Source organism: Streptococcus fryi, assembly GCF_053206505.1.
In genome coordinates this window covers 46,214-59,548 of the sequence record NZ_JBRUGW010000009.1, presented here as the reverse complement: position 1 = coordinate 59,548, position 13,335 = coordinate 46,214, and the positions used below count along the sequence as shown (strand labels likewise).

The 13,335-nt window shown below is 38.0% G+C and carries 21 protein-coding genes; 18 read left to right on the top strand and 3 right to left on the bottom strand.

Annotated features, from left to right (window positions below):
- The first annotated feature begins 8 nt into the window (after window positions 1–8).
- The 14 genes from ACVRZH_RS03995 (at window position 9) to ACVRZH_RS03930 (ending at window position 8,478) form a co-directional block, all read left to right on the top strand.
- Window positions 9–98, top strand: coding sequence for a competence regulator inhibitor paratox (locus ACVRZH_RS03995; RefSeq protein WP_447454033.1), 90 nt, complete (start codon window positions 9–11; stop codon window positions 96–98).
- A 27-nt stretch (window positions 99–125) separates the two neighbouring features.
- Window positions 126–389 (top strand): competence type IV pilus major pilin ComGC, encoded by a 264-nt coding sequence (comGC, locus tag ACVRZH_RS03990; protein WP_447454032.1) that lies wholly within the window; start codon window positions 126–128, stop codon window positions 387–389.
- Window positions 343–795 (top strand): competence type IV pilus minor pilin ComGD, encoded by a 453-nt coding sequence (gene comGD, locus ACVRZH_RS03985; RefSeq protein ID WP_447454031.1) that lies wholly within the window; start codon window positions 343–345, stop codon window positions 793–795. Before comGC ends, comGD begins: the two co-directional genes overlap by 47 nt.
- The gene (gene comGE / locus ACVRZH_RS03980) at window positions 713–1,042 is read left to right on the top strand and encodes a competence type IV pilus minor pilin ComGE (RefSeq protein WP_447454030.1); all 330 of its coding nucleotides are present in this window, start codon (window positions 713–715) and stop codon (window positions 1,040–1,042) included. The genes comGD and comGE overlap by 83 nt, the downstream gene beginning before the upstream one ends.
- On the top strand, window positions 1,023–1,460 hold the full coding sequence (gene comGF / locus ACVRZH_RS03975) for a competence type IV pilus minor pilin ComGF (RefSeq protein WP_447454029.1): 438 nt from the start codon (window positions 1,023–1,025) through the stop codon (window positions 1,458–1,460). The genes comGE and comGF overlap by 20 nt, the downstream gene beginning before the upstream one ends.
- Window positions 1,441–1,908: a competence type IV pilus minor pilin ComGG gene (gene comGG / locus ACVRZH_RS03970; protein ID WP_447454028.1), complete on the top strand. Its 468-nt coding sequence runs from the start codon at window positions 1,441–1,443 to the stop codon at window positions 1,906–1,908. Before comGF ends, comGG begins: the two co-directional genes overlap by 20 nt.
- A gap of 226 nt (window positions 1,909–2,134) precedes the next feature.
- Window positions 2,135–3,088, top strand: coding sequence for a class I SAM-dependent methyltransferase (locus tag ACVRZH_RS03965; RefSeq protein WP_447454027.1), 954 nt, complete (start codon window positions 2,135–2,137; stop codon window positions 3,086–3,088).
- 101 nt (window positions 3,089–3,189) lie between these two features.
- Window positions 3,190–4,377 (top strand): acetate kinase, encoded by a 1,188-nt coding sequence (locus ACVRZH_RS03960; protein WP_447454026.1) that lies wholly within the window; start codon window positions 3,190–3,192, stop codon window positions 4,375–4,377.
- A gap of 90 nt (window positions 4,378–4,467) precedes the next feature.
- Window positions 4,468–5,373, top strand: coding sequence for a DUF4300 family protein (locus ACVRZH_RS03955; RefSeq protein WP_447454025.1), 906 nt, complete (start codon window positions 4,468–4,470; stop codon window positions 5,371–5,373).
- 223 nt (window positions 5,374–5,596) lie between these two features.
- A complete protein-coding gene (gene relB / locus ACVRZH_RS03950) occupies window positions 5,597–5,821 on the top strand; it encodes a type II toxin-antitoxin system RelB family anti-toxin (protein WP_447454024.1) in 225 nt (74 codons plus the stop codon).
- Window positions 5,799–6,248, top strand: coding sequence for a hypothetical protein (locus ACVRZH_RS03945; RefSeq protein ID WP_447454023.1), 450 nt, complete (start codon window positions 5,799–5,801; stop codon window positions 6,246–6,248). The genes relB and ACVRZH_RS03945 overlap by 23 nt, the downstream gene beginning before the upstream one ends.
- Before the next feature lie 42 nt (window positions 6,249–6,290).
- Complete coding sequence (locus tag ACVRZH_RS03940; protein ID WP_447454022.1) at window positions 6,291–7,130, top strand: ABC transporter ATP-binding protein; 840 nt, start codon at window positions 6,291–6,293, stop codon at window positions 7,128–7,130.
- Window positions 7,123–7,821, top strand: coding sequence for an ABC transporter permease (locus ACVRZH_RS03935; protein ID WP_447454021.1), 699 nt, complete (start codon window positions 7,123–7,125; stop codon window positions 7,819–7,821). Before ACVRZH_RS03940 ends, ACVRZH_RS03935 begins: the two co-directional genes overlap by 8 nt.
- Before the next feature lie 6 nt (window positions 7,822–7,827).
- Window positions 7,828–8,478, top strand: a complete 651-nt coding sequence (locus tag ACVRZH_RS03930; RefSeq protein ID WP_447454020.1) for a CPBP family intramembrane glutamic endopeptidase — start codon at window positions 7,828–7,830, stop codon at window positions 8,476–8,478.
- Window positions 8,479–8,558: 80 nt separating this feature from the next.
- Here ACVRZH_RS03930 and proC read toward each other — a convergent pair whose 3' ends face one another.
- Together proC and pepA are read right to left on the bottom strand one after the other, a co-directional pair.
- On the bottom strand, window positions 8,559–9,368 hold the full coding sequence (gene proC, locus ACVRZH_RS03925) for a pyrroline-5-carboxylate reductase (protein ID WP_447454019.1): 810 nt from the start codon (window positions 9,366–9,368) through the stop codon (window positions 8,559–8,561).
- Between the two features lie 20 nt (window positions 9,369–9,388).
- Complete coding sequence (gene pepA / locus ACVRZH_RS03920) at window positions 9,389–10,453, bottom strand: glutamyl aminopeptidase (protein ID WP_447454018.1); 1,065 nt, start codon at window positions 10,451–10,453, stop codon at window positions 9,389–9,391.
- A 184-nt stretch (window positions 10,454–10,637) separates the two neighbouring features.
- On the opposite strand from pepA, the gene ACVRZH_RS03915 reads away from it, so the two are divergent.
- From ACVRZH_RS03915 to ytpR, 3 genes are read left to right on the top strand one after another with little or no spacing between them, the layout of a single operon-like run.
- Entirely contained in the window at window positions 10,638–10,946 is a 309-nt protein-coding gene (locus tag ACVRZH_RS03915) for a DUF4651 domain-containing protein (protein ID WP_447454017.1), read from the top strand.
- The gene (locus ACVRZH_RS03910; RefSeq protein WP_447454016.1) at window positions 10,933–11,253 is read left to right on the top strand and encodes a thioredoxin family protein; all 321 of its coding nucleotides are present in this window, start codon (window positions 10,933–10,935) and stop codon (window positions 11,251–11,253) included. Before ACVRZH_RS03915 ends, ACVRZH_RS03910 begins: the two co-directional genes overlap by 14 nt.
- Window positions 11,254–11,262: 9 nt before the next feature.
- Window positions 11,263–11,889 carry a YtpR family tRNA-binding protein gene (gene ytpR / locus ACVRZH_RS03905; RefSeq protein WP_447454015.1) on the top strand — a complete coding sequence of 209 codons (627 nt, stop codon included), beginning with the start codon at window positions 11,263–11,265 and terminating at the stop codon, window positions 11,887–11,889.
- A 75-nt stretch (window positions 11,890–11,964) separates the two neighbouring features.
- Here ytpR and ACVRZH_RS03900 read toward each other — a convergent pair whose 3' ends face one another.
- Complete coding sequence (locus ACVRZH_RS03900) at window positions 11,965–12,762, bottom strand: DUF2785 domain-containing protein (RefSeq protein ID WP_447454014.1); 798 nt, start codon at window positions 12,760–12,762, stop codon at window positions 11,965–11,967.
- An 86-nt stretch (window positions 12,763–12,848) separates the two neighbouring features.
- On the opposite strand from ACVRZH_RS03900, the gene ACVRZH_RS03895 reads away from it, so the two are divergent.
- Window positions 12,849–13,241 carry a single-stranded DNA-binding protein gene (locus tag ACVRZH_RS03895; RefSeq protein ID WP_447454013.1) on the top strand — a complete coding sequence of 131 codons (393 nt, stop codon included), beginning with the start codon at window positions 12,849–12,851 and terminating at the stop codon, window positions 13,239–13,241.
- Window positions 13,242–13,335 lie beyond the last annotated feature (94 nt).

Sequence of the window (13,335 nt, the reverse complement as noted above, 5' to 3'; positions counted from 1 at the left end):
TTTTTGATGTGGTACTTGATGGTGAACCCATCAAGGATGATGAGGTTGTGACGGTTGAGGATTTAGCTGGTGTATTGAATGAACTTTCTACATATTAAATACAAAATTAAAATACACGCATTGAAATGTTAATGGTACTGATAATCATTAGTGTCCTGATGCTTCTTTTTGTACCTAACTTAAGTAAGCAAAAAGAAAATGTCGAGAAAACAGGTAATGCAGCTATTGTTAAGGTAGTGTCTAGCCAAGCTGAGTTGTATGAGATGACAACCGGTGAGCAAGCTACCTTATCAGGAATGCAAACAGCAGGTTATATCACAGAAAAGCAAGTGGAGGCATATAATGAACATTTTGCTAATGGTGGTGAAGGAACTCAAATCGGAGGTTAGAGCCTTTACACTATTGGATAGTTTATTGACTTTGTTTGTCACAAGTTTTGTGCTTGCTAGTCTGACAATGTCACTTAACCATGTGTTTACGAAGGTAGAAGAAAGCTTGTTTTTCATGGATTTTGAAAACATGTATTTAGAAAGTCAAACTTTAGCGGCGACAAGAGGTCAGGAAATCACTCTGCAAGTGACAGAACAGTCAGTGACAAATGGCTATCAAGAACTGAAATTACCAAGAACAGTGCATTTTCAAGGAAGTCAAGCGCTTGTCTTTGATAAGGAAGGTGGTAATTCGAGTTTGGCTAAATTAGTATTTAGGACGAATGAAAAAGATGTTAGGTATCAAGTCTATTTGGGTAGCGGTAAATACAAAAAAACGGAGAGTCAAGGGCATAATACTCCTTGAGAGTTTGGTAGGGTTAGCTATTTTAGCTAGTATCGTGAGTTTGTTGCTAGGTGTTCTCAATCAACAAAATCGTATTTTGAAAGAGCATTTGAGGCAGGAAGAGGTATTAAATATAGCTATTATGGCAGTTCAGACTAAGCAGGATCACCTATCGTTAAATGGTACGTCAATTGCCATTCAACGTGATGAGACGAGCTTCCAAGTGCTACATGAAGGGAAACGGTTGATTGAGATTACGAAAAATTAGAGTAAGGGCGTTTAGTTTACTGGAATGTTTGGTTGCTCTTTTGGTTATAGCAGGAAGTATGAGTGTTTATCAGAGTATGACGCAATTGCTAAAGCACCATACCCATCTTTTGTCAGACAGTTATCAAGGGAACTGGCTCTTGTTTTGCCAACAGTTTAGAACAGAGCTTGACGGGACAGAGTTTGTCAAGGTGGAAAATCAGAAATTGTATGTCCAAAAAGACAAACAGCAACTGGCGTTTGGTTTGTCTAAAAAAGATGATTTTCGCAAAACAAATGCTAGTGGTAGGGGTTATCAACCTATGCTATATGGTGTAAGAGATGTCAATATAAGCTTATCTGGGCATATTGTTCAAGTGGATATTGTGTTTGAAAATGGTCTAGAGAGGAGCTTTTTGTATGCGTTTGAAAAGGGTTAAAGCTGGTGTATTGCTGTATTCTCTATTAATCGCTTCTATTTTTACCTTGTTAATACAATTTTATATGCACCGCGTTATAGCTTCGGAGCGTCAACATCAAGCCCACATCACTCAAAATCATGCTAGATTAGTTGCGGAGCTAACCAAGGAGCTGGCTCATGAAAAGACAGGTCAATTGACATTTAATGCTGGAAAGAGTAACTATGAGATAAATGGTAATCAGCTATTAGTTACTGTTCAGATTGACTCGGATCAGTATCAGTTTCATTTTTTGCATCATCAGGGGAATAAAGAAAAAGAAAAACTAGATAAGAATGGCACAGAGGAAACTCATAGTATTAGTGATAGAGATTTTGATCTTCGTGCCGAGATAGGAGTTACAGAAAAAGCAAATGATTTAAAAGAACAGACTGAAGAAACGACAGATATTAAAGACAATCAAGATTAGATTTTCAGTATAAATTGTGTTAGAATAAGATAAACAATGAAGTTGGGGCAAAAGTACCCAACTTTCTATATTTTTATCCTGTGCTTATCAAATAGCAATGTGAATTAGCAGTGACATCAACTGACAAGACTTGCAACTAATGTAGTTTGTTTTAGATGATTGAATGATAGTAACAACAGGGTAGCGAGCCGTATCACTCGTTTTCATTTTAACACTTGGAGTATTTATGAACTTTGAAAAAATTGAGCAAGCTTACGATTTGCTGTTAGAAAATTGTCAAACCATTCAAAACCAATTAAAAACACATATCTACGAAGCTATTATTGAACAAAATGCTTATTATCTGTCTGGTGAGGGGTCAGATGAGCTTATTAAAACGAACAATAAGGTCTTGAAAGACTTGGCATTAAGCCAAGAAGAATGGCGTCGTACGTTCCAATTTTTGTTTATCAAAGCTGCTCAGACGGAGCCTTTACAGTCAAATCATCACTTTACACCAGACATCATCGGCTTTATCATGCTATTTTTAGTGGAAGAATTGACCAATCAAGATACTCTAGATGTCTTAGACATTGGCTCAGGGACTGGTAATCTTGGTCAGACCTTGCTGATTAACAGTTCGAAGACCTTGGATTATATGGGGATTGAGCTGGATGATTTATTGATTGATTTAGCTGCCAGCATTGCTGATGTGATGGGGGATGATGCTCACTTTGTCCAAGAGGATGCTGTTCGTCCACAACGCCTCAAAGAAAGTGATGTGATTGTTAGTGATTTGCCGATTGGGTTTTACCCTAACGATGAGATTGCTAGCCGTTATGAAGTCTACGCTACAGGTGAGCATACCTATGCCCATCATTTGCTGATGGAGCAAGCGCTCAAGTATTTAAAACCTCATGGCACTGCTATTTTGCTAGCGCCTTCTAATTTATTGATTAGTGAACAAAGTCATTTGTTGAAAAAATGGCTCAAAGCTCATGCTTCGGTAGTAGCTGTTATTGCCCTACCAGAGACGCTTTTTGCCAATCAGCAACATGCTAAATCACTTTTTGTTCTAAAAAAAGCCTTATCAGAACCTATTGAAACCTTTGTTTACCATTTACAAGATTTAAAAAATCCAGAAGTGATTCGGCAATTTATGGAAAAATTCAAAAATTGGAAACGCAAAAGTAACATTTAGGTCAAAAATTTGGTATAATAGCAAATAGGAAAACGCTTTAAGCAAAAAATTCAGAATGATAAAGCGTCACATCAATCCTAACTATTTTTAAGAGGTGAAACATGTCAAAAACAATTGCAATCAATGCCGGTAGTTCAAGTCTAAAATGGCAACTTTACACGATGCCTGAAGAAGAAGTACTTGCTAAGGGTATTGTTGAGCGTATCGGTCTAAAAGATTCTATTTCGACGGTGAAATTTGATGATCAATCAGAAAAACAAATCCTAGATATTGCTGACCATACACAAGCGGTAAAATTACTTTTGGATGATTTGATTCGTTTTAATATTATTAAAGCATATGATGAAATCACAGGTGTAGGACACCGTGTAGTAGCAGGTGGTGAAGTCTTTAAAGAATCTGTTCTACTTGATGATGAAGCCATTGCTCAAATCGAGAAGTTATCATCTCTTGCGCCATTACACAACCCAGCTAATATCGCAGGTATTCGTGCCTTTAAGGAAATCTTGCCAGATATTACAAGTGTTGCGGTTTTTGATACAGCTTTCCATACAACAATGCCAGAAGTAGCTTATCGTTACCCAATCGCTAATAAGTATTATGATAACTACCAAGTGCGTAAGTATGGTGCTCATGGGACATCACATTATTTCGTCTCACGTCAAGCGGCTAAATTACTTGGTAAGCCATTAGAAGAATTAAAATTGATTACTGCTCACATTGGTAATGGTATTTCAATCTCAGCTATTGATGGTGGTAAGTCAGTTGATACATCTATGGGCTTCACACCGCTCGCGGGACCAATGATGGGAACACGTTCGGGAGATATTGACCCAGCTATTATCCCTTACTTAATTGAAAACGACCCAGAATTGAAAGATGCTGCTGATGTTGTCAATGTCTTGAACAAGCAATCAGGTATTCTTGGTATTGCTGAAGTGTCAAGTGATATGCGCGAAGTTGAAGCAGGTGTAAAGGCTGGTGATCCTAAAGCGACTCTGGCTTTCAATATGCTTGTTGATCGTCTTAAAAAATTCATTGGTCAATATTTTGCTGTTTTAAATGGAGCAGATGCCCTAGTCTTCACAGCAGGCATTGGAGAAAATTCTGTACGAGTTCGCGAAGCGATTGTGGAAGGTTTGACTTGGTTTGGTATGGATATTGACCCTGAAAAGAACGTCTTTGGTAACTCAGGGGATATTTCAACACCTAATGCTAAAGTGCGTGTTCTTGTGGTACCTACAGATGAAGAATTAGTGATTGCGCGAGATGTAGAACGCTTAAAATAAGCATTTATACAAACTGTTTTGTGATGAAGAGAGAAAAACTAAAAGGATTTAATGGTTTTTCTCTCTTTTGGTTTAAAGAAAGGGAGTTAAATGAAATATTGGGTATCTGTGTTGATGGTTCTGTTCATAAGTCTAGGTTTAGTGGCTTGTGGACAGGAGCAAGTCAAGCCTGAAAAAAAGAATCAACTGACTTATTCTAATTTAGTGGATAAGCAGACTCAAGATGATGTTAAAACTGAGTTTTTGGCTGCGGGTGTTTCAGAAGAAGCCTTAGATGGTTTTTTTAAAGATTTAAATGAATATAACGAAACGATTGATCATCTTGATTTGGTTAAGAGTGGTTTCAAAACAATTGATGGTTTAATTCCTGTTTATGATCAATTGTCTTTAATGGAGCATTGGGAAGCTAAACAAGCAGAACGTTTGGGGCATAATTGCCGTCTAACGACTTATCGTTTGCTTAACGAATTTATTGCTATTAAAGATCCTAAGATAGAAGATGATACCATGTTGTTCGCCGAGAAGGAAATCGTTCTTACCGAACCTAACCTTCTTGATGGAGGAGATGAAAATGAGTTTCTAAGTTTATTTGCTCATATTCCCACTCAGGATACAACGGATGTGGCGACACATGTTGAGACCTTGAAGAAAAACTGGCAGAATAAGGGTCTTCGTTTCACTAACGACAAGATTAGCATGGTTTCGGTAGTATTTAATAGCAATTTTGAGGAAAAAAAAGATACCGCTCAGCTTTTTATTGGCCATGTTGGCTTATTGTGGGAAAAAGAAGGGAAACTCTACTTTTTAGAGAAATTATCATTTACGGAACCTTACCAATTAGTACAATTTGACACACGACAAGATTTGAGTGATTATTTGATGAATCGTTATGATGTTGATACAGTTGATAATACAGCGATTCCTTTTGTGATGGAGAATGATCAACTCATTGAGGGCTATCGTCCTAATTTTGACAAAGGGAAGTCAGCACAATAAAAAACGCTTATTTTTGACGGCTCTGATAAACAGCTTATGATAATTATTTCCGAGGAGGCTTGATATTCAAGTCTCTTTTATGTCTGATAAAGAAATAGTCATGAGGATAAAAAGTCTCTCTTATGAAAAGTTAAGTTCAAAAATGTCAAAAAAGCTTGACAAATAATGTAAAGCAAACTATACTTAAAATGTAAAGTTGATTTAACAAAAAAAGGAGGTAGTTATGGAGACACGAATTCAAGAACTGAGAAAAGCTAAAAAGCTGAGTCAGGCAGAGTTGGCTGATTTGATGGGTGTTACCAGACAAACAATTATCTCTCTTGAGAAAGAGCGTTATACCGCTTCGTTAGAGTTAGCTTTTAGAATTGCCCGTTTTTTTGGAAAAACGATTGAAGATGTTTTTATTTTTGAGGAGGATGTGTCTGATGTTATTGAGAATCGTGACTAATTTTGCTAAAAAACCAAGTCTTATAGATTATCGTAAGCGCTTAACTCTAGGTCTAAAAAGTTTACAACTGGCTATTGTTTTATCGTTGCCCCTCATTTTTGTTCAGAAGCAATCGTTTACCAGAGGATTTTTTGTAGGTATAACGTTTGGTATGGCAGTCCTATCGTTATTTTATCAGCAACTGCTGAAAGATGAGGATCGTTTGAAGGCACACTATATCAAGAGATACGATGAGCGTTATCGTGACGTTGAGCGGTTAAGTGCCTTGACCACTTTAGTCATTGTGATGCTATTGCAGCTTATCTTAACGATTTTGTTTGTGTTATTTGAAGTAGTATTGCCTTACCAACAACTGCTTTATTTACTTAGTGGTGTAACGGTGATTTGCTTCATACTGGCACGCGCCATTTGGGATAAAAGACTATAAAGTGAGCCAATCATTATTGATACAATAAAAAGGAGGAATATGATGTTTAAAACATTGATTACTGTTGAGCATTTGACAAAGATTTTTGATGGGCATGTGGCTTTAAATGATATTTCGTTTGATTTAAAAGAAGGTGAAATTTTAGGTTTCTTAGGCCCATCTGGTTCTGGAAAAACAACGACAATCAATATTTTGACGGGACAATTAGTAGCTAATCAAGGTGAGATAACGGTTTTTGATAAGCACCCATCCGTCTTGACCAGTTCTGATTTCAGACAAATGGGGATTGTCAGTGATAACAGTGGTTTCTACGAAAAGATGACTTTATTCAAAAATCTACAAGTTTATGCGGACTATTACGGCTTGCCTAAAAGTCGAATTGATGAGGTACTAGAGTTAGTTGGCTTATCAAAAGATGGTAAACAAATCGCCGAAAAATTATCGACAGGTATGAAGCAACGCATGCTTCTTGCCAGAGCTTTACTCAATAACCCACGCTTACTTTTCTTGGATGAGCCGACAAGTGGTTTAGACCCCTCAACCTCTCGTGCGATTCATAGTCTCTTGTTATCACTGAAACAAAAAGGTGTCGCCATTTTCTTGACAACACATGATATGGATGAGGCTACCTTGCTATGCGATAAGGTTTCCCTACTTTATCAAGGGAAATTGGTTGAGACTGATTCTCCAGAATCTTTGATTAAAAAATACCATCGTGATAAAAAGCTTAAGATTAGCTATGTTGATGGCAGTGTTCGTGAGTTGGGATTTGAAGCGTTAGCAGAGATTGGTGATACCAGTACAGTTGAGACGATTCATTCGTGCGAACCGACGTTAGAAGATATTTTCATCATGTTGACAGGAGGGCGTTTAAATGATTAAGGAAGTTATAGCACTGATTAAGCTGAGAATAGCGATTGTTTTAGCCAATAAAACGCTTTTGACACAATTGTTTCTACCACTTATTTTGATTACCTTATATCATTTTATGTATAATCAAGATGGTCAAGACCCCCAAATTGTTGTCTTATTAGGCATGTTAATGGTACATGCTAATGCGGGGCAGTTGATGAGTCTTATTATGTCTGAGGAGCAAGAGAAACATAATGCTCGTAGTTTGCAGTTGGTCGGTGTCAAACCAAGTCTTTATCTGATAGCCAATGCGGTGTTGCCCTTGGCTTTGACGCTTGTTTATATGCTTGGTTTACAAGTGGTTTTGAAAGCAGATTTTTCAGGGTATTGGTTGGGCTATTGGCTTGTGAATACACTGACTGCTCTTGTTTTCTTAGTGATTTATTTAACGATAGGTGTTGTTTGTGATACTCAGAGTAAGGCAACTATCGCTAGTTTACCAGTCATGCTATCTGCCATAGTGTTACCGATAGTTGGTCAAATGAATGCTTCTTTGGAACATATGGCCCAATATAGTTTTCTAAGTGCCTACATAGAGTGGATGAAACAAGATGGCAAATACAATGTTAATGATTGGCATTTACTAGTTGTTTTAGCATGGCTTGTTGGTCTTTTGCTGGTTATATATGTTACTTATCAAAAAAATTATAGAAGGAGTTAATGATTGATGTTAAAAAAAGGACTTCGTGTGTTGCAGATTGTTGGTTTAATTATTCTTAGCCAACTTCCTTTGGTGTTAGCAATGGGATTATCAGCTGAAGGAATAGACAAAACTGTTATCATGGTTATCAGTCTTTGTCTATTTGTGATTGCGATTGTGAGTTTTATATGCCTTGGTCGTCGTTGGCATTTGTTGACTAAAGAATTAAGTGATTGGCTATCTGTTAAAAATATTTTGATCAGTTTATTGGGTTTAGTAGGCATTATTTTGATCAGTTTTATCGGTCATTTTTTACTGAGTCTTGAAGGTGTTGATGACACAGCTAATCAAGAATTGATTGAAGCTATTTTTAAAAAGTTACCCGTAGTGATTATGTTTTTAGCTATTGTGATTATGGCACCTCTCAGTGAGGAAATCATTTGTCGTGGTTTGATTCCAGACTTATTTGGTGATCGGTATCGTTTGCTTGGTCATGCGATTGGGACTTTAATATTTGCTTATTTACATAATCCTACAAATCTTGTGAGTTGGATGATATATGGAGGTATGGGAGCAGTTTTAGCTGTGATTCGCTATAAGACAAAGCATATTGAATACAGTATCCTAACCCATGGTCTTAACAATTTATTGGGATTTCTTTCTATGTTATTTGTTTAGATATAAATAAATGGCTAAATAACCTTAAGACACATATTTAAAGAATATCAAAAAGGTGCTGGGGTAAAACCTAGCACCTTTTATCGTAATGGGTATGTTTTGCTTGTCTCATCGACCATCAATTCACGTGATTTCTCAACGGTTGCTTCGATGGTTGAGATAAGACTAGCACTTAAGCCTGTTTTCTCCAAGGTCACCAATCCTTCAATGGTTATACCACCTGGACTAGCAACACGGTCGATGAAATCACTTGGTTTTTCATGATGTAAACAGAGGTTTTCAGCTGTGGCAAGCATTGTATTGGTGGTAATAGCCAGTGCCGTTTCTTTTGAAAAGCCATATTTGACTCCGGCTTTTGCCATAGCGTCGATGATGTAAGCTATGTAAGCAGGACTTGAACCTGCTAGTGCTGTAAAGGCATCAAAGTCCCTTTCCTCGATGGGAAAAGCAGTGCCAAAGCTGTTGACAAGCTTGATGACAGTATCATAGCATTGAGGTGATACAGCTGTATTACAGCAGATAGCTGTGGTACTTTTTAAAATCTGTGCATTGAGATTGGGCATGATACGGATAATTGGCGTTTTCGGACTGGTTAAGTGCTCTAATTGTGCCAAACTTTTTCCAGCTACCATGGACACTACTGGTTTAGTAATGACTAGCTCACTTAGCACTTTATCAATGATTTGAGGTTTGACACCGATGACCACTAAATCGCTTTGGTCTATCAAGTCTTGATGAGAGTTTGCTGCGTCCACATCTAGTTCTTTAGCTTTTAATTGACTTTTGTCCATAGTGGAATTGCTAATGACAATCGTAGCATCTGTTGCCTGTTTTAATCCAGCAATGATAGCTGAGGTCATATTGCCTACACCGATGAATCCTATTTTCATAGTTTGATGACTTTCTTAGATTAGTAACCTTTGATGGTATCAACGGTTGTTTTATCAAGTTTTTGAACGATAGCTTGGAGATAAGCTTGAGCTTCTAAGAAATCATCCATAGCATAGAGGGTTTGATGAGAATGAATATAGCGAGCACAAACACCAATCGTTGTTGATGGAACTCCTTTATTTTTAAGGTGAGCAGCTCCAGCATCGGTACCCCCTTTTCCTGTATAGAATTGATACTTGATACCTGCGTCTTCAGCTGTATCTAGTAGGAAATCTCTCATGTCTTTAATCATGACATGTCCTGGGTCGTAGAAGCGAATGAGGGTTCCGTCACCAATTTTACCTTGGTCACCATAAATGTCACCGGCAGGCGAACAGTCAACGGCAAGGAAGATGTCTGGGTCAAAGGCAGTGGTAGAAACATGTGCTCCACGTAAACCAACTTCCTCTTGAACATTAGCGCCAGCGATAAGGGTATTCGGTAGTGTTTTACCATTAAGCTGTTCTAAAAGTTCTGTTATCATGAGAACGCCGTAGCGGTTATCCCATGCTTTTGAGATGATATTTTTTTGATTGGCAGTGAGGATGGTTTCGGAAACAGGTACGATGATATCGCCAGGAGTAACTCCGAAAGCTTGAGCTTCTTCTTTGTTCGTAAAACCAGCATCAAAAATAATGTCTGCAACCTTTGGAAGATTAGCTCCACCAGCTCCTCTTAAAAGGTGTGGTGGTACTGAACCGGAAATCACAGGAATAGATTTGCCAGCACGTGTATAAAGGGTAAAACGTTGTGAGCTGATGACGAGAGGATTCCAACCACCAATTTCCACGGCTCGCATTGTACCATCTGCTTTGATGTCACTAACCATGAAACCAACTTCGTCCATGTGAGCTGCAACCATGATTTTTGGTGCTTGGTTATCGCTGTTTTCGCGAATACCAAAGATACCTCCTAGACCGTCTGTTTCAATACGGTCAACTAAAGGCGTCATCTTTTCTCTTAAATAATGACGAACATTGTGCTCATAACCAGCAATACCATCAAGTTCCGTCACTTCTTTGATTTTTGTGAATAAGTCTGTCATAAAGCCTCCTTTTATATGTGCTATTATATCAAAAAACGAGTAGGTTGGGAATGTTAGTGTTGACAAAAGGCGAGCCATCAGCAATTTTTTGAGATAAAGTCTTTCTTAAGAGAATACGTCATGGTATATAATTATTCGCATTTATAGAGTTGGACGAGGATATAACTTGTGATATAATAGTGGCATGAAAAGAAAACGATTAGCTTTAGCAACAGGTATTTTTAGTGCATTGGGATTAGTTGCTTTTTTGGGTCATAAAAAGCAGGTTAACAATCAAGTCTTAGAAACTACGATACTCAAAGAGGTTCGTCAGTTTTTTGAGCCTATGGGAACCATTGAGGTTGTTTATACGACAGATTTTGATCCTCGAAAGCGAGTAATGACGGGCGGAATTGTTTTTAGTGATAAGGTTGTTTTTCTTTATCATTATAACAAGGGAGTTATTGATTATAAATTGGATAAAGACAGTGGGGGAAGTAATGGAATATCCTAGATCTTATGAAGAGTTGGCGGCTTTGTTAGAGACCACAGGTCCCAAAGTACTCTTTTTTACAGCGAATTGGTGTGGTGATTGTCAGTTTATCTATCCAAGCATGCCGGATATTGAGATGGAGCATTCAGATTATACCTTTATCCGAGTAGATAGAGACGAGTTTATGGAGTTGGCACGTGAATGGGATATTTTTGGTATTCCAAGTTTTGTTGTGATTGACGACGGTAAAGAACTTGGTCGTTTGGTCAATAAAAATCGTAAAACTAAAGCAGAAATTGATGCGTTTTTAAAGAGTATAGGGAGGTAATGACATTTCATGATTTTGACATATAATAAAGAGCATGTCGGTGATGTCTTGATGGTTATTGTACAAGATGATAAAGGGCATAAAGTAGCCTTTGAACGTCGTGGTCTTGTGGCGCGTGTTTTCCTAAAAGAAACCAATGAGACAGTTGCTTGGAATATTTTTGAGGTATCAAGCCTTGTGGCTATTGAAGGAAATGGTCAAGTCTTTTTATCTGAAGATGCTATTCAGCGCTTGAATGCTGAACTGGCTAAAGAAGGCTTTGAAGAAGTATTGGTATATGATGTTTCGCCTAAGTTTGTTGTCGGAGAGATTGTCTCTTTAACGCCACACTCAGATAGTGATCATCTCAATGTTTGTCAAGTGGCTATCGGAGCAGACAAGGATGTTCAAATTGTGGCTGGCGCACCTAACGCTGCAGTAGGTCTAAAAACCATTGTTGCCCTACCTGGTGCCATGATGCCAAGTGGTAGTTTGATTTTTCCAGGACAATTAAGAGGTGTGGATAGTTTTGGCATGATGTGTAGTCCAAGAGAACTTGCCTTGCCAAATGCCCCACAAAAACGAGGTATTATAGAGCTTGATGCTTCGACACCAGTTGGAGAAGCTTTTGATGCGATAAAACATTGGACTGCCTAGAGAAATCTTGTTAAAAAGATGAAAAAGGAGCAAATCATCTCTGTGGTGAGGTGATTTGCTCTTTTTTGATTGCTGTTATAACGTTTGTGCCAGTCTTTTTTCAATAGCTATTGTCACATCTTGATTGTGATAGTTTTCGGCTTTTAATTGGAAATAAAGAGCTGATAAGAATTGTTCAAGGTTTAATTTAGCGAAATAGGCTTTTGGTGTTTCATCGTGGAGATTGGTTTTTAAGAGGTTTTGGATGACTTGTTCAGCAGAGATTTTTTCGGTGATGAGTAAGTGAGATAGTACAAGAGCTAAACGCTTGTCTTCTCCTGCAGTGAATACAGTTTCTTGTTTTTCAAAGAATGTTATGAGTAATGTGAGTATATCGTCATATCTGTTCGTTGGGAAATGGTCGTGACTGATAGCAGATAGGAGAAAATCGGAACCATGTGCAATGGCATGAATCCATCCAAGATTGTCATCGTATCCTCGATAGTCTGTTTCGACGCTCAAGTAATCCAAAGCCATGTCAAAGAGAGATTCTTTGTCATCTTGTGGGAGACAATCACAATAGAGGCTTTCTGGCAGATTGTCAACGTATAATATTAGGGCGTAGAGCAAGGCTGTGAAAGAACGAGTTAAGGTGTCTTTATCTTGCTCTCCAATATGGCGATAGAGTAGCTCCTTTTCCTTTGCGACCTTGGTGAGGTGTAATAACTGTTCTGGTGTGATGAGTTCATCAAGTAGCATGTGGCAGAAACTGGCATAAACCAGCTCATCTCTAATGTCAGGGTTAGGATGACCGATATGTTCAAGAAGCCAATGGATATCATCATTGGTGTAAGGTTCTGTTTGTGTCAATTGAATAGTTAGTTGTTCTTGCATAGCTTCCTCCTTGCTTTTTCCTAATGATATCACATCTGTTGTTAAAAAGCGATGTGTTTACGAATAATCAGTTAGGAGGCATTAAAATGAATAAAGTGATTTTAATTGGGCGTTTGACACAAAGCCCTGAATTGACAAAAACAACGACCGATAAGTCTGTGTGTCGCGTGACTTTGGCTGTCAATAGACGATTTAAGTCTTCAAACGGTGAGCGAGAGGCCGACTTTATCACCGTTATTTTCTGGGGGAAGTTGGCTGACCACTTGGCGAGCTATGGTAGCAAAGGTAGTTTGATGGCTATAGACGGTGAATTACGGACACGCAAGTATGATAAGAGTGGTCAGACACACTATGTAACAGAAGTTTTAGGTCAATCTTTCCAATTATTAGAAAGTCGTGCGCAACGTGCTATGCGTGAAAACAATGTATCAGATGATTTGAGTGACCTTGTCTTAGAAGAAGAGGACCTTCCATTTTAAAATGAAGTAGAAAAGAACGAATGTTCCTGTTTTATAGATTGATTGACTTAAAAGATACCTGAAAAGATAAAACTCCTGTATAATAGAAGCAGGA